General features: G+C 65.4%; 20 protein-coding genes and 1 pseudogene. 16 read left to right on the top strand and 5 right to left on the bottom strand.

The genetic code is table 11. The features are described from left to right. Positions 1 to 234 precede the first annotated feature (234 nt). The 10 genes from gspD to gspN are packed head-to-tail and all read left to right on the top strand — an operon-like array spanning position 235 to position 8,817. A complete protein-coding gene (gene gspD / locus DCO48_RS19175; RefSeq protein WP_116552177.1) occupies positions 235 to 2,196 on the top strand; it encodes a type II secretion system secretin GspD in 1,962 nt (653 codons plus the stop codon). A gap of 5 nt (positions 2,197 to 2,201) precedes the next feature. Next, positions 2,202 to 3,650 (top strand): GspE/PulE family protein, encoded by a 1,449-nt coding sequence (locus tag DCO48_RS19170; protein WP_116552181.1) that lies wholly within the window; start codon positions 2,202 to 2,204, stop codon positions 3,648 to 3,650. Positions 3,651 to 3,653: 3 nt separating this feature from the next. Further along, positions 3,654 to 4,856 (top strand): type II secretion system inner membrane protein GspF, encoded by a 1,203-nt coding sequence (gene gspF, locus DCO48_RS19165; RefSeq protein ID WP_116552176.1) that lies wholly within the window; start codon positions 3,654 to 3,656, stop codon positions 4,854 to 4,856. 13 nt (positions 4,857 to 4,869) lie between these two features. Continuing rightward, on the top strand, positions 4,870 to 5,304 hold the full coding sequence (gspG, locus tag DCO48_RS19160) for a type II secretion system major pseudopilin GspG (RefSeq protein WP_116552175.1): 435 nt from the start codon (positions 4,870 to 4,872) through the stop codon (positions 5,302 to 5,304). 2 nt (positions 5,305 to 5,306) lie between these two features. Then, positions 5,307 to 5,744, top strand: coding sequence for a type II secretion system minor pseudopilin GspH (gene gspH, locus DCO48_RS19155; protein ID WP_116552174.1), 438 nt, complete (start codon positions 5,307 to 5,309; stop codon positions 5,742 to 5,744). Then, positions 5,741 to 6,106, top strand: a complete 366-nt coding sequence (locus DCO48_RS19150) for a type II secretion system protein GspI (RefSeq protein ID WP_116552173.1) — start codon at positions 5,741 to 5,743, stop codon at positions 6,104 to 6,106. Before gspH ends, DCO48_RS19150 begins: the two co-directional genes overlap by 4 nt. Beyond that, the gene (locus DCO48_RS19145; RefSeq protein ID WP_116552172.1) at positions 6,103 to 6,693 is read left to right on the top strand and encodes a prepilin-type N-terminal cleavage/methylation domain-containing protein; all 591 of its coding nucleotides are present in this window, start codon (positions 6,103 to 6,105) and stop codon (positions 6,691 to 6,693) included. Before DCO48_RS19150 ends, DCO48_RS19145 begins: the two co-directional genes overlap by 4 nt. Then, positions 6,690 to 7,775 (top strand): GspL/Epsl periplasmic domain-containing protein, encoded by a 1,086-nt coding sequence (locus tag DCO48_RS19140; protein WP_256584108.1) that lies wholly within the window; start codon positions 6,690 to 6,692, stop codon positions 7,773 to 7,775. The genes DCO48_RS19145 and DCO48_RS19140 overlap by 4 nt, the downstream gene beginning before the upstream one ends. After that, on the top strand, positions 7,772 to 8,158 hold the full coding sequence (gspM, locus tag DCO48_RS19135) for a type II secretion system protein GspM (protein WP_256584107.1): 387 nt from the start codon (positions 7,772 to 7,774) through the stop codon (positions 8,156 to 8,158). The genes DCO48_RS19140 and gspM overlap by 4 nt, the downstream gene beginning before the upstream one ends. After that, the gene (gene gspN, locus DCO48_RS19130) at positions 8,155 to 8,817 is read left to right on the top strand and encodes a type II secretion system protein N (RefSeq protein ID WP_116552170.1); all 663 of its coding nucleotides are present in this window, start codon (positions 8,155 to 8,157) and stop codon (positions 8,815 to 8,817) included. Before gspM ends, gspN begins: the two co-directional genes overlap by 4 nt. Positions 8,818 to 8,826: 9 nt before the next feature. On the opposite strand, the gene DCO48_RS19125 is transcribed toward gspN, so the two are convergent. Beyond that, positions 8,827 to 9,381, bottom strand: coding sequence for a murein L,D-transpeptidase family protein (locus DCO48_RS19125; protein ID WP_116552169.1), 555 nt, complete (start codon positions 9,379 to 9,381; stop codon positions 8,827 to 8,829). A 29-nt stretch (positions 9,382 to 9,410) separates the two neighbouring features. Further along, positions 9,411 to 9,971: an NUDIX hydrolase gene (locus DCO48_RS19120; RefSeq protein WP_116552168.1), complete on the bottom strand. Its 561-nt coding sequence runs from the start codon at positions 9,969 to 9,971 to the stop codon at positions 9,411 to 9,413. A 130-nt stretch (positions 9,972 to 10,101) separates the two neighbouring features. Here DCO48_RS19120 and DCO48_RS19115 point away from each other — a divergent pair, with 130 nt between their 5' ends. From DCO48_RS19115 to purT, 5 genes are all read left to right on the top strand, one after another. After that, a complete protein-coding gene (locus DCO48_RS19115) occupies positions 10,102 to 10,701 on the top strand; it encodes a CoA pyrophosphatase (protein WP_116552167.1) in 600 nt (199 codons plus the stop codon). A gap of 39 nt (positions 10,702 to 10,740) precedes the next feature. After that, a complete protein-coding gene (locus DCO48_RS19110) occupies positions 10,741 to 11,268 on the top strand; it encodes a gamma carbonic anhydrase family protein (RefSeq protein WP_116552166.1) in 528 nt (175 codons plus the stop codon). Further along, positions 11,265 to 11,465 carry a DUF1289 domain-containing protein gene (locus DCO48_RS19105; RefSeq protein WP_116552165.1) on the top strand — a complete coding sequence of 67 codons (201 nt, stop codon included), beginning with the start codon at positions 11,265 to 11,267 and terminating at the stop codon, positions 11,463 to 11,465. Before DCO48_RS19110 ends, DCO48_RS19105 begins: the two co-directional genes overlap by 4 nt. A gap of 62 nt (positions 11,466 to 11,527) precedes the next feature. Further along, positions 11,528 to 11,995: a VUT family protein gene (locus tag DCO48_RS19100; RefSeq protein ID WP_116552164.1), complete on the top strand. Its 468-nt coding sequence runs from the start codon at positions 11,528 to 11,530 to the stop codon at positions 11,993 to 11,995. Between the two features lie 127 nt (positions 11,996 to 12,122). Further along, positions 12,123 to 13,304, top strand: coding sequence for a formate-dependent phosphoribosylglycinamide formyltransferase (gene purT, locus DCO48_RS19095; RefSeq protein ID WP_116552163.1), 1,182 nt, complete (start codon positions 12,123 to 12,125; stop codon positions 13,302 to 13,304). 152 nt (positions 13,305 to 13,456) lie between these two features. Here the strand turns inward: purT and DCO48_RS23025 are convergent. From DCO48_RS23025 to DCO48_RS19080, 3 genes and pseudogenes are all read right to left on the bottom strand, one after another. Continuing rightward, positions 13,457 to 13,659: pseudogene (locus tag DCO48_RS23025) on the bottom strand (MFS transporter); the annotation flags it as partial. A 24-nt stretch (positions 13,660 to 13,683) separates the two neighbouring features. Further along, a complete protein-coding gene (locus tag DCO48_RS19085) occupies positions 13,684 to 14,895 on the bottom strand; it encodes a transporter associated domain-containing protein (RefSeq protein WP_116552162.1) in 1,212 nt (403 codons plus the stop codon). Between the two features lie 10 nt (positions 14,896 to 14,905). Beyond that, positions 14,906 to 15,718: an inner membrane protein YpjD gene (locus DCO48_RS19080; protein WP_116552161.1), complete on the bottom strand. Its 813-nt coding sequence runs from the start codon at positions 15,716 to 15,718 to the stop codon at positions 14,906 to 14,908. Between the two features lie 195 nt (positions 15,719 to 15,913). Between DCO48_RS19080 and ffh the strand changes: the two genes are divergently transcribed. Next, complete coding sequence (gene ffh / locus DCO48_RS19075) at positions 15,914 to 17,290, top strand: signal recognition particle protein (protein WP_116552160.1); 1,377 nt, start codon at positions 15,914 to 15,916, stop codon at positions 17,288 to 17,290. The last annotated feature ends 227 nt before the right edge of the window (positions 17,291 to 17,517 follow it).

The raw sequence follows: 17,517 nt of genomic DNA, 5'->3' as shown, positions 1-17,517 counted from the left end.
CTCCCTGTGCTCGAACCGCAGAAAGACGGCGAGGCATCCGTGCGAACCGTCTGAAGTAGGCGCAGGGTAGGCGAGAAAAGTGCGTAGAAACGGTGGGTTAGGAAGGTTGGGAAGCGTCTGTCGCGAGATGGCGAAAAGTCCTACGAGGGGTTTTGTCGTCAACCAACGGCCATCAAACCGTCACACAACCTCCCCAAACTTCCGCCCCGACAAACTCAGCGCCAAGGATGAACGATGATCGCTACTTACTGCCTCGCCGCGCTGCTGAGCTTCGCCGCGCCCCTGGCCCTGGCGCAAGAGCCGCAGGTGCCGGACGATGAGGAAACACCGCTGTACGAAGTGAATTTCGTCGACACCGACCTGGGCGAATTCATCGACAGCGTGTCACAGATCACCGGCACCACGTTCATCGTCGACCCGCGAGTGAAAGGCAAGGTCACTGTGCGCACTGTCGATCGCCACGACAGCGAGGCGATCTACGACATCTTTCTCGCGCAGTTGCGTGCGCAAGGCTTCGCTGCTGTCGACCTGCCCAACGGCAACGTCAAGATCGTCCCCGATGAGGCTGCTCGGCTGGAGCCGGTGCCGGTGGAAAATGGCGCCAAACGCAAGGACCGCAGCGACGGCATGGCCACCCGCGTGTTCAGCGTACGCAATGCGGCCAGCGAACAGATGCTCGGCATTCTCAAGCCGCTGATCGACCCCCGCGTCGGCGTGATCACGCCTTACCCAGCGGCCAACCTGCTGGTGGTGACCGACTGGCGCAGCAACCTGGAACGCATCGACAGCCTGCTCAAGCAGCTCGATCAGGTCAGCGAGGAACCGCTGCAAGTGATGCCGCTGAAACATGCCAGCGCCGCCGACACCAGCCAACTGATCAGCCGTCTGCTGGCGCGCGAGCAGGGCGGCGCCGACAGCGCCCAGGTGATCGCCGACCCGCGCAGCAACGCCTTGCTGGTACGCGGCAGCGCCGACAGCCGCGAGCGCGTGCGCGCCTTGCTCAGCCAGCTGGACCGTCCACGCGACGACCTGCGCAGTTCCAACACCCAGGTCATCTACCTGCGTCATGCCAACGCCAGCGAAGTGGTCAAGGTGCTGCGCAGTCTCAGCCAGGACACCCTGCCGGCGCCGGGCGGCGAGGGCGAAGCGGCCAAGGGCGACGCACCACGGGTGCCGACCAGCAGCTCGGGCATTCGCCTGGAATACGAAGAGGGCACCAACGCCGTGGTCATGGTCGGCCCCGACAGCGAACTGGCGGCCTACCGCAACATCGTCGAGCAGTTGGATATTCGCCGCGCCCAGGTGGTGGTCGAGGCGATCATTGCCGAGGTGTCGGATTCGCGTGCCCAGGAGCTGGGTGTGCAGTGGCTGTTCGCCGACGAGAAATTCGGCGCCGGGGTGATCAACTTCGGTGCTGGCGGGCCGAACATCGCCAGCATTGCCGGCGCGGCCGCCGCCGGCGATAACGCCGCGCTGGGCAAGTTGCTCTCGGCCAGCAACGGCATCACCGCCGGCCTGGGCAACTTCGGCGGCGGTTTCAACTTCGCCGTGCTGGTCAATGCGCTGAAGAGCCAGAGCGGCTTCAACCTGCTGTCCTCGCCGACCCTGCTGACCCTGGACAACGCCGAGGCGTCGATCCTGGTTGGCCAGGAAGTACCGTTCGTGACCGGTTCGGTAACCCAGGACAACACCAACCCGTACCAGACCATCGAGCGTAAGGAGGTCGGGGTCAAGCTGCGCATCAAGCCGCAGATCAACATCGACAACACCGTGCGCCTGGACATCGTTCAGGAGGTCTCGTCGATTGCCGACAACGTCAAGGCCAGCGACGTGATCACCAACAAGCGCGAGATCAAGACCAAGGTCATGGTCGAGGACAACGGCCTGGTGATTCTCGGCGGGCTGATCAGCGACCAGCTCACCGAAAGCAAGCAGAAGGTGCCGTTCCTCGGCGATATTCCTGGGCTCGGCGCGCTGTTTCGTTCCAACGGTCATCAGGGGGTGAAGCAGAACCTGATGGTCTTCATCCGCCCGCGGATCCTGCGCGACGGCCCGAGCCTGGCCGACTACAGCGCTGACAAATACCAGCACTTGCAACGCGACACGCCGCTGAAGGTGCCAAGCCTGGCCGACGGTGCCCAACTGCAGAAGGTCTTCCCCTCAAGCCGGGCGCGGATGGGCGAGGGCGTCTGGTGATGGCGCTGCTGCCTTACCGGCTGGCGCGGCAAACCGGCCTGGCCTTGGTGCCCGGTGCCAGCGGCTGGAGCCTGTGGCTGCGCGACGATGCCGACAGCGATCAGTTGCAGGAACTGCTGCGTGCGCAGGGCCAGCCTGAGGCCGTGTGCCGGCTCGACAGCCGCGCGTTCGACGAGCGCCTCGGCCAGCTTTATCAGGCCGGCGACGGTGCCACGGCGGCGTTGATCGAAGGTATTGGCGCGCAGGTCGACCTTGATGGCCTGATGAGCGAAATGCCGCACATCGAAGACTTGCTGGAAAGCGACGACGAGGCGCCGGTGATCCGCCTGATCAATGGCCTGTTCGCCGAGGCGCTGCGCAGCCAGGCCTCGGACATCCATATCGAAACCTTCGAGCAGAGCCTGGTGGTGCGCCTGCGCGTCGACGGCCACCTGCGTGAACTGCTGCGCCCGCCACGCGCGCTGTCGGCGATGCTGGTGTCGCGGATCAAGGTCATGGCCCGCCTCGACATCGCCGAAAAACGCCAACCCCAGGACGGCCGTATCACCTTGCGCTCGGGCGGGCGTGAAGTAGACGTGCGGGTTTCGACCCTGCCCGGCATTCATGGCGAACGGGTAGTGATGCGGGTGCTCGACAAGCAGGCCAGCCTGCTCGCGCTGCCCAACCTGGGCATGCCGGCGGCGGTCGAGCAGGGCCTGCGCGGCTGCCTCGGGCGGCCCAACGGGATTGTCCTGAGCACCGGCCCGACCGGCTCGGGCAAGACCACCACGCTGTACGCCAGCCTCAACAGCCTGAACGACGGCAGCCGCAATATCCTCACCGTCGAGGACCCGGTGGAATACGCCATCGCCGGTATCGGCCAGACCGCCATCAACCCGCGCGCCGGCCTGACCTTCGCCAGCGGCCTGCGCGCCATCCTGCGCCAGGACCCGGACGTGATCATGCTCGGCGAGATCCGTGACCAGGAGACCGCGCAGATCGCCGTGCAGGCCAGCCTTACCGGTCATCTGGTGCTGTCGACCCTGCACACCAACAGCGCGGTGGGCGCGGTTACACGCTTGCGCGACATGGGCATCGAACCGTTTCTGATCGCTTCGTGCCTGCGCGGGGTACTGGCCCAGCGGTTGGTGCGGCGGCTGTGCAGTTGCGCGGTGCGCCAGCCTTTGCAGGCGGCCGAGTGCTCGCTGTGGCCGGAACTCGACAGGCTCGCTCACAGCTATCACCCGCGCGGTTGCGAGGATTGCCAGGGCAGCGGCTATCGCGGACGCCTCGGGCTCTACGAATTCATCGAACTGGATGCCGGGCTGATCGCCTTGCTCTATGCCGGTGCCAGCGAGGTGGCCATGCAGGACTACCTCGACGGCCGTCGGCAGAGCCTGGCCGGTATGGCCAGCGACTGCCTGGCGCGCGGCGACACGTCCCTCGCCGAAGTGCTGCGCGCAGTGCAGGGCTGACCGATGCCGACCTACCGTTACCAGGCCGTCGATCTCGCCGGCCAGACCCACAAGGCCAGTCTGCAGGCTGACAGCGAACGCCACGCGCGCCAACTGTTGCGCGAGCAGGGCCTGTTTGCCCGGCAGTTGCAGCGTCAGCAGGCGGGCAGCCAGACGCCGCGCCGGCAGCGGGTCAACCGCGCTCAGTTGTGCGAGCTGACCCGGCAGTTGGCGACGCTGACCGGTGCCGGCATTCCGCTGGTGGATGCCCTGGCCACGCTGGAGCGCCAGTTGGTACAGCCGGCGCTGCGCAACCTGCTGGTGGCGGTGCGTGGTTCGCTGGCCGAAGGCCTTGGCCTGGCGCGCAGTTTCGCCCGTCAGGGCGGCTTGTTCTCCGGCCTGTATTGCGCGCTGGTCGAGGCCGGCGAACGTTCCGGGCGCCTGGCCCAGGTGCTGGAGCGCCTGGCCGAACACCTGGAGCAGGTTCAGCGCCAGCAGCACAAGGCGCGCACCGCGCTGATCTATCCCTGCGTGCTGATGGGCGTGTCGCTGGCGGTGGTGGTCGGGCTGATGACCTTCGTGGTGCCGAAACTCACCGAGCAGTTTACCCATGCCGGGCAGAGCCTGCCGTGGGTCACCACGCTGCTGATCGGCATCAGCGATACCTTGACCCTGCTCGGGCCCTGGCTGTTTGGCGGCGCGATGCTGCTGATGCTGGGCGGCGCCTGGCTGTTACGCAAACCGCACTGGTGCCTGCGCCGCGACGATCTGCTGCTGCGCCTGCCGCGTATCGGCGCCTTGCTCGCGGTGTTGGAGAGCGCGCGGCTGTCGCGCAGCCTGGCGATTCTGGCCGGCAGCGGCGTGCCGCTGCTGGAAGCGCTGCAGGTGGCGACGGCCACGGTCAACAACCGGCGCATTCGCCTGGCCCTGCAACGGGTGAGCAGCGATGTGGAAAGTGGCGTCAGCCTGCACCGCGCGCTGGATGCCAGCGGCCACTTCCCACCGTTGCTACTGAACATGGTTGCCAGTGGCGAGGCCAGCGGCACCTTGCCGGACATGCTCGAACGGGTCGCCGACAATCAAGAGCGCGGTTTTGCCCGCCAGGTCGACACGGCCATGGCGTTGTTCGAACCGCTGATGATTCTGGTGATGGGCGCGGTGGTGCTGTTCATCGTGCTCGCCGTGCTGTTGCCGATCATGCAGCTCAACCAGGGCCTGACACTTTAAAAGGAGCAAGACGATGCGCAGAAACCGGTCCGCCCAGGGCGGCTTCACCCTGATGGAAATCATGGTGGTGATTTTCATCATGGGCCTGCTGATCGCGGTGGTCGCGCCCAGCGTGCTCGGTAGCCAGGACAAGGCGATGAAACAGAAAGTCATGGCCGACCTGTCGACCCTGGAACAGGCACTGGACATGTACCGCCTGGACAACCTGCGCTTCCCGAGCAACGACCAGGGCCTGGCGGCGCTGGTGGCCAAGCCGAGCGTCGAGCCGATCCCGCGTGCCTGGCGTGCCGATGGTTACATCCGCCGCCTGCCGCAGGACCCGTGGGGCACCGCCTATCAATACCGCCTGCCGGGCGAGCACGGCCGGGTCGACATCTATTCGCTGGGCGCCGACGGCGTGGAAGGCGGCGAGGGGATCGACGCCGACCTGGGTAACTGGGAACTCTGAGGGTGTCGAGCGAGCGCGGGTTCAGTCTGCTTGAACTGCTGGTGGTGCTGTTTATCGCCGGGCTGCTGACCAGCCTCGGTGTGGCTTGGCTCGACAGCGGCAAGGCCCATGCTCGGCAAGCGCTGGAGCGGTTGGCCGCGCTCAGTCGCCAGCAGGCTGACCAGGCCGTGCATGCCGGGCAACTGCGCGGCTTGCGTTGGACCGGCACGCGGCCGGAGTTCGTGCGCATGGTCAACCAGCGCTGGCAGCTGGAGCCGGTGGCCCTGGGCGATTGGCCGGGCAGCCTGCGCGCCGACTGGGTGCCGAGCCAGACCCCGCAGCTGATCTTCACCCCCTCCGGTGTGGCCCAGCCCCGCGCACTGCGCTGGCACTGGCCCGAGGGCGCCGAACAGTGGCGCTGGGACGCCAGCGGCCGGCTGCTGACGACGCGCACGCCATGAACGGGCAACGGGGTTTCACCTTGCTGGAAGTCACCGTCGCCCTGGCCATCGCGGCCACCCTGGCGATCATGACCAGCCAGGTACTGCGCCAGCGCCTGGCGGTGCAGCAGAGTGTGCAGCAGCATCGCCTCGGCGCGCTCTGCGCCCGCGAGCTGCAAGCGCGCTTTGCCGTGGAGCAGTTCTGGCCGGCGCAGAGTCTGGTCGATGGTCAATTGCAGCAGGGCGCTGCACGGTGTCACTGGCAACTGAAGCTGGGCAACACTGGTGTGCGCAACCTGCGCCGCGGCGAGCTGAGCCTGTTCGCCGACCGCGACCAGCGCGAAGCGCTGGGCCAGTACCGCGTATTTCTGGTGCGACCGTGAAGCGCCGGCAGCAGGGCCTGACCCTGATCGAGCTACTGGTGGCCCTGGCCTTGACCGCGCTGCTTGGCGTGCTGCTATCGGCGTTGGTCAACGGCTGGCTCGGCGTGCGCGAGCGGCTCGGCCAGGAGCCCCAGGCGTCGCAAGTGCTCAACTTCTGCCTGGCGCTGGAGCGGCGTTTCGACAGCACGGTGCTGCGCCAGCTGTCCGAGCACCGCCTGCCGCTGAAAATGGATTGGCTTGACTGGCAACCCGCCAGCAATCAATTGCAGTGGGTGGCGCTGAGCGCCTGGCCGGCGGTGGAGGGCGGTTCGCGCCTGCAGCGCCAGCGCCTGAGCTACGACCGGCGCAGCGAACGCTTGCTGCTGGAAACCTCGGCCGACCTGTATGCGGCCGGCAAGCCGCAGTGGACGCTGCGCGAGCAACTGGAGCGGGTTGGCGCTCCCAGCGTGTCATTTCGCCAGGGCAGCCAGTGGCTGGCCTGGCCGTCTGCCGAACGGTCCCAGCCGGACCGTGGCGTACGCCTGGAATTCCAGCGTGATGGAGCACCGTATGTCTGTACTTTTGCCCTGCCATGGGGCCGATCATGAAGGTTGAACGCTGGCCGCGTCGCCCGCCGCAACGTTGGCTGTTGCTGCGCCCGCAGCCGTGGAGCTGGTCGCGGCTGGAGCAGGGCCGGCTGCTGGCAAGCGGCCTTGGCCGGCCGCCGCAGGAGCCGGGGGTGAAGGTGGCGCTGATCCTGCCGGGCAGCCTGTGCAGCCATTTCCAGCTGCCGGCGCCGCCAGGCCTCAAGCGCGAAGAATGGCCGCTGCTGCTCGAAGATCGACTGTTGCAGGCGGCCGAGGAGCTGGCGTGTGGTTGCGTGTCCCGCGACGGCGGCCAACTGGCGTTGGTCAGCGTCGCACAGGCCCGGCTCGACGACTGGTTGCAGACCTGCGCCGAGTGGCAGTTGGGGGTCGAGCGTTGCTGGGCCGAGTTTCAGCTGCTGCCGACGACGGCGCCGGGCAGTGCCTGGTGCTGGCGGCGCAGCGGCGACCTGAGCCTGTTCAAAGGTTGCACGGCCGAGGGGCGTCAGCATTGGTTGGCTTGGCCTGCGGTGCTGGGGGAGGGCTTGCCGAGTGCATGGGGCGATATGGCGCTACAGGTGATCGACGGTGACTGGCCGGTGCAATGGGCCGAGCTGGACCGGCTGCCGAGCCTGTTCGAGCAGCGCCGTGCGCGCCGTCTGAAGCTGGCGTTGGCGCCGGGCCAGTGGCAGGTGGCGGCCGCCTGCCTGCTGCTGGCAGCGATCTGGGGCGGCCTGTGGCTGAACCAGCAGTGGCGGCAGGCGGCGCTCTATCAGGCCCAGGTGGCGGCGGCGGTGGGGCCGGTCAGTACGCCACGACAGGCGGCGCAATTGCTCAAGCGCCAGCGTCAGGCCGAGGATGAGCGGCAACTGCGGCTGCGTCAGCTCGATGCGTTGCAGACGCAACTGGCTGGCTGGCTGAGTGCGCAGGCGGGCTGGCGGCTGAGCGCCGCGCAGTTCGACGGGCAGCGCTGGACGCTCCGCTTGCACGGGCCTGCCACGACCGGACCATGGCAGACCCTGGCCAGCGAGGCCGGGGTAACGGTGTCGGTCGCCGAGGCGGACGATGGGGTCAGTCTGGTCTTCGACCTGGGAGCAGCGTCATGAACCTCAACCTTGAGCGGCGCTGGCTGATGCCGTTGGCCTGGGCCACCCTCGCCACCCTGCTGCTGGTGTTGGCGCTACGCGAAGGCCTCGGCCGCTGGCAGACGCTGACGCAATGGCAGGCGCTGGCGGTGTCGGCCGCCAGCCTGCAAGCCGGTGCCCGGATCGATGCCGAACAACTGCAGCAGAGCGCCCAGGCCCGGCAGATTGTCATCGACCACCTGCAACCGCAGGACGGGGGCTGGCAGGTACGTGGCCAACTGCCGAGCGAGCAGGTGTTTCAGGACTGGTTGCAGCAACTGCAACGCGACGGCAGCCGGCCGTTGCGCTGGGGGCTGGAACAGGCCGAGGGCGGTTTGCGTTTCGATGTGACGGTGCAACCATGAGCCGTCGGCGCTGGTTGTGGGTGGTCGCGGTGTTCGGCCTGAGCGTGCTCGGTGCACTGCCGGCACGCTGGTTCGGCGGGTTGTTGCCGGTCCAGGTGCAGGGCCTGAGCGGAAGCCTGTGGCATGGCCAGGCGCGCCAGTTGGGCGATGTCGGCCCGCTGAGCTGGCAGTGGCAGCCGTGGCGTTTGTACGCCGAGGCCAACGCCGGTTTTCAGGGGCAGAACTGGCAACTGAGCTTGAGCGGCTGGCCGTGGAACTGGCGGGCAACGCTGGAACCGCAACCGCTGCGCGGTACGCTCGCCAGCGGCTATCGTCTGAGTGGCGACTGGCAGGGACGGGTCGAATTGCAGGGTGCTGGCAGTACCTGCACGGCGGCACAAGGGCAATTGCGCGTGAGCCAGTTGGCCCTGAGCGCCCCCTGGAGCCTGGCGCTGGGCGAGTCGAGCCTGCACGTCGACTGCAGCAACGGCCTGCACCTGCTGGGGCAACTGAGCCTGGCTGGCCAGCATCAGGCTGAACTGGATGCCGACCTGCTCGCCCGGCGCGCGCAGTTGCGTGGCCGGGTCGAGCCGGGCGCGGCGCTGCAACCGGTGCTGCTCAGTGCGCGCTGGTTGGCGCCGGAATCGACCGAGCTGGAGCGGACGCTAACCTGGCGCTAATGCCTGATGTTACGGGCGGATCTCGATCATCGTGCCGTCCGGCACCAGGTTCCACACCTCGCGCATGTCGCGGTTGGTCATGGCGATGCAGCCTTCGGTCCAGTCCAGGGTATGGAAGACTTCCTCGGGGTATTCGCCGCCCTGCGGCGTGCCGTGGATCATGATCATGCCGCCGGGGCTGACACCTTCGCTGCGGGCTTTGGCCGAATCGCTGATGTTCGGGTAGGAGACGTGCATCGCCAGGTTGTAGCGCTCGGACACCTTGCGCCAGTCGATCCAGTAGAAGCCTTCCGGGGTGCGCTTGTCGCCCTCGCGGACCTTGGCGCCCTTGGGCTGTTTGCCGAGGGAAATGCGGTAGGTTTTCAGCGGCGCGCCGTCGCTGATCAGTTGCAGGCGACGCTCGGACTTGAGCACCAGGATCTTGTCGATCGTCGTTGGTTTCGGCGCGGGGATCAGGGGGGATGGCGCGGTCTTGGTGAACGGCTTGGTCACGATGGTTTCCGTGAACGCGGCCTGCGACACCGAAGCCAGACTGAGGCAGAAGAGGGCAAGCAACCAACGCATGAAACAGTATCCCTGAAAGTAATACCCGCTTAGGGGGCGATCGTGAGTGGCGTGGCGAACAGCGGCGGCAGGCATTCGCTGCGAATCGGGTAGGCCTGCGTTTTGCGGTCGCGATAATAGCATTCTAGGGTACGGTTCACGGTCCTGAAAGCCAGCTCGTCCCAGGGAATCTCGCTTTCCTCGAACAGGCGCACCTCCAGGCTCTCGACCCCGACGGCGAAATCGAGATCGGTCAGCTCCGCCCGGAAGAACACGTGCACCTGATTGATATGCGGCAAATCGAACAGGTGATACAGGTTCATCGCCCCGACGCGGGCGCAGGCTTCCTCGACGGTTTCGCGGCGGGCCGCCTGCTCCAGGGTTTCGCCGTTTTCCATGAACCCTGCGGGCAGGGTCCAGTAGCCCCGGCGCGGCTCTATCGCACGCCGGCATAACAGTACCCGGCTGCCATGGCTGGGCAGAACGCCGGTGACGATGTTGGGGTTTTGATAGTGGATGGTCTGGCAGTGGTCGCACACGTAACGCGGGCGATTGTCGCCCTCGGGGATGCGTTGGGTTACCGTTTTGCCGCACGCGCTGCAGAATTTCATGCTTATCTTCCTGTTGGCTGCGCCTATCTTCGCGCCGCTGCAACCAGGCCCGCAAGCGGAGTGTCGCAGGGGCTTGGGCAGGCTGCGGCTTTGGTGCATGATGCAGGAAGCCTACCGAACGAGAGAGACCATGCTGGACGACTTACTTCGCCGAGTGAGCAGTCATGTGCCAAGCACCCTGGAGACCGACAGTCGTTTCCCCGAGGCCGCCGTGTTATTGCCCATCACTCGCAGTGAGGAACCCGAGCTGGTGCTCACCCTGCGGGCCAAGGGCCTGTCCACCCACGGTGGCGAAGTCGCCTTTCCGGGCGGGCGGCGTGACCCGGAAGACCCCGACCTGGTGTTCACCGCGCTGCGCGAAGCCGAAGAGGAGATCGGCCTGCCGCCCGGCCTGGTCGAAATCATCGGCCCGCTGAGCCCGCTGGTGTCGCTGCATGGCCTGAAGGTAACGCCGTTTGTCGGGTTGATCCCGGATTACGTCGAATACCGCGCCAACGATGCCGAAATTGCCGCGGTATTCACTGTGCCGCTGGCGTTCTTCCGCCAGGACCCGCGCGACCACACTCACCGCATCGACTATCAGGGCCGCAGTTGGTACGTACCCAGTTACCGCTATGGCGAGTACAAGATCTGGGGCCTGTCGGCGATCATGATCGTCGAGCTGGTCAACTTGCTTTACGATGCGCGCATCAGCCTGCATCAGCCGCCTGAGCGCTTCACCCCTATTTGAGCGCGATCACCCGCCAGCTGTTCACCGTGAGGACCCCCCATGAAATACCGTCTGGGCGACCATCGGGTCGAGACCCATCCGCAAAGCTGGGCTGCACCGAACGCCACCCTGATCGGCAAGGTGCGTTTGCAGGCCGGCGCCAACGTCTGGTTCGGCGCGGTGCTGCGTGGTGACAACGAGCTGATCGACATCGGCGAAAACAGCAACGTCCAGGACGGTTCGGTGATGCACACCGACATGGGCTCGCCGCTGACCTTGGGCAAGGGCGTGACCGTCGGGCATAACGCCATGCTGCATGGCTGCACAGTAGGCGACTTCAGCCTGGTCGGGATCAACGCAGTGATCCTCAATGGCGCCAAAATCGGCAAGTACTGCATCATCGGCGCCAATGCGCTGATCCCCGAAGGCAAGGAAATTCCCGACGGATCGCTGGTCATGGGTTCGCCGGGCAAGGTGGTGCGCGAGTTGACCGAAGCGCAGAAGAACATGCTCGAAGCCAGCGCTGCGCATTACGTGCACAACGCCCAGCGCTACGCCCGCGAACTGGCGCCGCAGGAGCCGGAATGAGTAGCCCCGAGCGTCCGGTGACGTCGCCCTGCGTCAACATTTGCGCGCTGGACGAACAGGACATCTGCACCGGCTGCCAGCGCACGGCCGCCGAAATCACCCGCTGGGGGCGCATGGACAACAGCGAACGGCGCCAGGTGCTGGGGCTGTGCCATGAACGCGCGGTAGCTGCCGGCCTGGTCCTGCCCGCCGGTTGATCCCGGGCTTGGCCGTACCGGGACGCTCAAGTACCCTGTACGGCTAGTCTTGCGGTGTTCCTATGCTCTTTCTGATTGCCTATATCAGCAGTGTGGTGCTGATCAACTACGCCTTTTCCAGTGCGCCGCACCTGGACGTGATCTGGTCTGCCTGGGGCGGGTTGGTATTCGTCCTGCGCGACATGGTGCAAACCCGCTTCGGCCACGGCGCGATCGTCGCCATGCTGGCGGCGCTGGTGTTGTCCTATGTCACCTCAGACCCGGCCATCGCCCTGGCCAGCGCCACTGCCTTTGCCGTTTCGGAATGCATCGACTGGCTGGTGTTCAGCATCACCCGGCGCCCGCTGCACGACCGCTTGTGGCTGAGTTCGGCGCTGAGCATTCCGCTGGATACGTTCATTTTCTTCGGCATGATCGGCGCGTTGACGCCGGCGGTGGTCGGCACCGCGTTGGTGTCGAAGTTCGCCGGCGTCACCGTGGTGTGGCTGGCGATGGCCTGGCGCCTGCGCAAAAACGCCATTACCGGCTGAGGCCTGGTTGCCCGGTTGATGTAAAATGGCGCTCGTTTTTACCTGGCAGCAGCCTATGGCTGCGCCGAGCCACCGGGTTGCACCGAGTGCGGGGCGGCCCTGGATTCCTTCCCTCTGAGGACCTGAAATGACCCGTATCGGAACCCCATTGTCGCCGACCGCGACCCGCGTACTGTTGTGTGGCTGCGGCGAGCTGGGCAAGGAAGTGGTAATCGAACTGCAGCGCCTGGGCGTTGAAGTGATTGCCGTGGACCGTTACGCGAATGCCCCGGCCATGCAGGTGGCGCATCGCAGCCATGTGATCAACATGCTCGACGGCGCCGCGCTGCGTGCAGTGATCGAAGCCGAGAAGCCGCACTACATCGTTCCGGAAATCGAAGCCATCGCCACCGCGACCCTGGTCGAGCTGGAAAACGAAGGCTTCACTGTAGTGCCGACCGCGCGCGCCGCGCAGTTGACCATGAACCGCGAAGGCATTCGCCGCCTGGCGGCCGAAGAGCTGGACCTGCCGACTTCGCCGTACCACTTTGCCGACACCTTCGAGGACTACAGCAAGGCAGTCGCCGACCTCGGCTATCCGTGCGTGGTCAAGCCGGTGATGAGCTCCTCGGGCAAGGGCCAGAGCTTGCTGCGCAGCGCCGACGATCTGCAGAAGGCCTGGGACTACGCTCAGGAAGGCGGCCGCGCCGGCAAGGGCCGGGTGATCGTCGAGGGCTTTATCGACTTCGAGTATGAAATTACCTTGCTGACCGTACGCCATGTCGGCGGCACCACCTTCTGCGCGCCGGTTGGCCATCGCCAGGAGAAGGGTGACTATCAGGAATCCTGGCAGCCGCAGGCAATGAGTCCGAAGGCGCTGGCCGAGTCGGAGCGGGTTGCCAAGGCGGTCACCGAGGCGCTGGGCGGGCGTGGCTTGTTTGGCGTGGAGTTGTTCGTCAAGGGCGATCAGGTGTGGTTCAGCGAAGTCTCGCCGCGCCCGCACGACACCGGGCTGGTGACGCTGATTTCCCAGGACCTGTCGCAGTTCGCACTGCACGCGCGGGCGATCCTCGGCTTGCCGATTCCATTGATCCGCCAGTTCGGGCCGTCGGCGTCGGCGGTGATTCTGGTGGAAGGGCAGTCGCAGCAGACCGCGTTCGATAACCTAGGTGCCGCCTTGAGCGAGCCGGACACGGCGATTCGCTTGTTTGGCAAGCCGGAGGTCAATGGTCAGCGGCGGATGGGCGTGTGCCTGGCGCGCGACGAGTCGATCGAAGCGGCGCGTTCGAAGGCCACCCGCGCTTCGCAGGCGGTGAACGTCGAGCTTTGATGCTGGGCTGAACGTCGCTTCGTCGGCAATGCTTGCTCCTTGGGTGGGAGCACGTATTGCCGGCGATCTGCGCTAACGCCGCAGCCGCTTGCAGCTCCGCGTGGCGGGTTTCCTTCAGGCACAGCACGGCAATCACGCGGAGCAGCGCCACCCCCCGCAGTCGACCTCGAAGTCAGCAGCAGCTCCATGGTAAAGCCCGAGAGAATCGCCAGCACGCCGCCGACCGGCGCCCATAACGGTCGCTCAGCCAGGTCGATAACGGCGTCGCCAAGGCCATGAAGACCACGGCAAGGCACAGCAGGCCAAGGAAGGTTTCCCGGCTGTAACCCAGCGTCGACACGCCATAACTCAGGCCGTAGCCGGGAGCAGGGCGGAATAGCTAGCGGGCGACCATCCAGACCAGTATGCGGCTGGCGCAATTGTCTTCGGTTTCGAGGATTTCCAGGCGATAGCGACCGATCTTCAGGCACACCGCGCTTTCCGGAATGCTTTCCAGCGCTTCGGTGACCAGCCCGTTGAGGGTCTTCGGGCCGTCGCTGGGCAGGTGCCAGCCGAGGTTGCGGTTCAGTTCGCGGATCGACACGGTGCCTTCGATGACGAAGCGTCCGTCGGCCTGAGGATGGATGTGCGGGTTGTCGAGGTTGTGTTCTTCTTCGAACTCGCCGACGATTTCTTCGAGGATGTCTTCCAGGGTCACGATGCCCTGCACCTCGCCGTACTCATCGACCACCACGCCGAGGCGCCGCTGCTGCTTGTGGAAGTTCAGCAACTGCAATTGCAGCGGAGTGCTTTCCGGCACGAAGTACGGCTCGTAGCAGGCGGCCAGCAGGCTTTCCATGGTCAGCTCGGCGCGCGGCAGCAGGTGGGCGATCTGCCGGGTGTTGAGGATGGCCTGCACCTGGTTGATGTCGCTGTGGAACACCGGCAGGCGCGTGTGGCGGCTGAGGATCAGCTGTTCGATGATCTGCTCGATCGGCTCGTCGAGGTTGATCCCGTCGACGTCGTTGCGCGGCACGAGAATATCGTTGACCGTGACCTTGTCGAGGCTTTTCAGGCTGTCGAGGAGGTCGTGGCGCTGCGCAGTGTCGTTCGCTGTGTCGGCCTCCAGCAGCGCGTTGCTGTCGTGCTGGTTGACCGTCGCCGCCTTGATCGTGAATGGCTTGAGTAGCAGCCGGGCGCAGGCATCGAGCAGCCAGGCCAGCGGCTGCAGCACTTTCAACGGGGCTTTGAGCAGGCTGTTGCCCAGGCCGATAAAGGCCTCGGGGTTGCGTCGGGCGAGTTGGCGGGGCAGGTATTCGGCGACAATCAGCAGCACGGCAGCGGCGCTGAGACCGGCCACCCAGAAGCCATGCTCGTTTTGCCAGCGCTGGCCCATCAGGCAGGCCAAGGCCAGCACCAGCAGCTTGCCCAGGGTCGAACACAGCACCAGCGCCTGGGGCGCGACGTCCAGGCTTGGGCGCTCGCCTGTTTGGCCGTTGCGCCGGCTGGCGTTGAGCTGCTGTTGCGCGGCGTCCACCGCGCTGAACAGCGCCGACCAGAGCAGTGCCAGGGCCAGAATCGCCAGCAGCGGGCCTAACGGCAGAGTGTCCATGGGCCGCCTGTCAGATGTGCAGAATGAATTCGCGTACCAGCTTGCTGCCGAAGTACGCCAGCATCAGCAGGCAGAACCCGGCCAGGGTCCAGCGAATCGCCTTGTGTCCACGCCAGCCGAGGCGGTTGCGGCCCCACAGCAGCACGCTGAAGACGATCCAGGCCAGGCAGGCGAGCAGGGTCTTGTGCACCAGGTGCTGGGCGAACAGGTTGTCGAGGAACAGCCAGCCGGACAGCAGCGACAGCGACAGGAAGATCCAGCCAGCCCAGAGGAAACCGAACAGCAGGCTTTCCATGGTTTGCAGCGGCGGGAAATTGCGGATCAGCCCGGACGGGTGTTTGTGCTTGAGCTGGTGATCCTGCAGCAGCAGCAACAGCGACTGGAACACCGCGATGGTGAACAGCCCGTACGCCAGGATCGACAGCAATATATGCGCAAGGATGCCCGGCTCTTCGTTGATCAGCGGCGTGGTGCCCGGTGGGGCGAACTGTGCGGCCAAGGCTGTGACCAGGCCCAGCGGGAACAGCAGGAGCAGCAGGTTTTCCACCGGGATGCTCAGCGTCGCCAGCAGGGTCAGGGCGATGACTGCCGTGGCGATCAGGCTGGCGGCGGTGAAGAAGTCCAGGCTCAGGCCCAGCGGCGTCAGCAGTTGCCAGAACAACGCGGTGCCCTGGGCCACGACGGCGATCGCCCCGAGCAGGCCAAGCAGCCGTTTGTCGGCCTTGGTGCCTTGGGCCAGGCGGGTGCCTTGGTAGATAATCGCGGCGGCATAAAGGCAGGCGGCGATCAGATTGGGTAGCAAACTGGGTGACAAGGGGAGCATAAGTCCTGTTAGGCAAGCCCGAAAGTCGTTGAGTTTGGCATAGAACGCGCCCACCAAGGAAGACTGCTTGCCGACGGCATGGTGTGCGCTGGCGCGAGTCTTCGTTATAATCGCCGGCCTGCCCTTGCCCTAGGCTGGCCGAAAGGCCCATGGCAGCTGATAAACCTCGGTTCTACAGAGCCTGAAAGGATCCCCATGTTTGAAAACCTGACCGACCGTCTGTCACAGACGCTGCGCCATGTCACCGGCAAGGCCAAGCTGACCGAAGACAACATCAAAGACACCCTGCGCGAAGTGCGCATGGCGTTGCTCGAGGCCGACGTCGCCCTGCCGGTGGTCAAGGATTTCGTCAACAAGGTCAAGGAGCGTGCGGTCGGTACCGAGGTATCGCGCAGCCTGACACCGGGGCAGGCGTTCGTGAAGATCGTCCAGGCCGAACTCGAAGGCCTGATGGGCGCCGCCAACGAAGACCTGGCACTCAACGCCGCACCGCCTGCGGTGGTGCTCATGGCCGGTCTGCAGGGTGCGGGTAAAACCACCACCGCCGGCAAGCTGGCGCGCTTCCTTAAAGAGCGCAAGAAGAAAACCGTGATGGTGGTGTCGGCCGACGTCTACCGCCCGGCGGCGATCAAGCAGCTGGAAACCCTGGCCAACGACATCGGTGTGACCTTCTTCCCGTCGGACATCAGCCAGAAGCCGGTGGCCATTGCCGAAGCGGCGATCCGCGAAGCCAAACTCAAATTCATCGACGTGGTCATCGTCGACACCGCCGGTCGTCTGCACATCGACGCCGAGATGATGGGCGAGATCAAGGACCTGCACGCTGCGGTCAAGCCGATCGAAACCCTGTTCGTGGTCGACGCCATGACCGGCCAGGATGCGGCCAATACCGCCAAGGCCTTCGGTGAGGCGCTGCCGCTGACCGGCGTGATTCTGACCAAGGTCGACGGCGACGCCCGTGGCGGTGCCGCCCTGTCGGTGCGCGCGATCACCGGCAAGCCGATCAAGTTCATCGGTATGGGCGAGAAAACCGAAGCCCTCGAGCCGTTCCACCCCGACCGGATCGCCTCGCGCATCCTCGGCATGGGCGACGTGCTCAGCCTGATCGAGCAGGCCGAACAGACCCTCGACAAGGAAAAGGCCGACAAACTGGCCAAGAAGCTGAAGAAGGGCAAGGGCTTCGACCTCGAAGACTTCCGCGACCAGTTGCAACAAATGAAGAACATGGGCGGCCTTGGCGGTCTGATGGACAAGCTGCCCAGCATCGGCGGGGTCAACCTGGCGCAGATGGGCAACGCCCAGGGCGCTGCCGAGAAGCAGTTCAAGCAGATGGAAGCCATCATCAACTCGATGACCCCGGCCGAGCGCCGTGACCCTGATCTGATCAGCGGTTCGCGCAAGCGCCGGATTGCCATCGGTTCCGGTACCCAGGTGCAGGACATCGGTCGCTTGATCAAGCAGCACAAGCAGATGCAGAAGATGATGAAGAAGTTCTCTGCCAAAGGCGGCATGGCCAAGATGATGCGCGGCCTGGGCGGCATGATGCCAGGTGGCGGCATGCCGAAGCTGTAATCCGAATCCAGTCGGTTGGCCTGGCTGTAACGAGCCGACCGACGGAACTCCCGCCATGCGCGGGATCACTGCTGCTCTATATAAGGCAGCGTAACGTGCAAGTCAGTAAGGCAGGCTTTTGCTTGCCGGAAAAAGGCATTTGCAAAAGTCCGTGTATTCCTTGAGAATATGCGGCCTTTCGGGCACCCGTGCCCGCTGTGCATTTTGATTTGCAGCACCGACTACAG

The sequence above is a fragment of the Pseudomonas sp. SDI genome (genome assembly GCF_003105155.1).
Classification (GTDB): Bacteria; Pseudomonadota; Gammaproteobacteria; order Pseudomonadales; family Pseudomonadaceae; genus Aquipseudomonas.
This window is presented reverse-complemented; position numbering and strand designations above follow the sequence as displayed.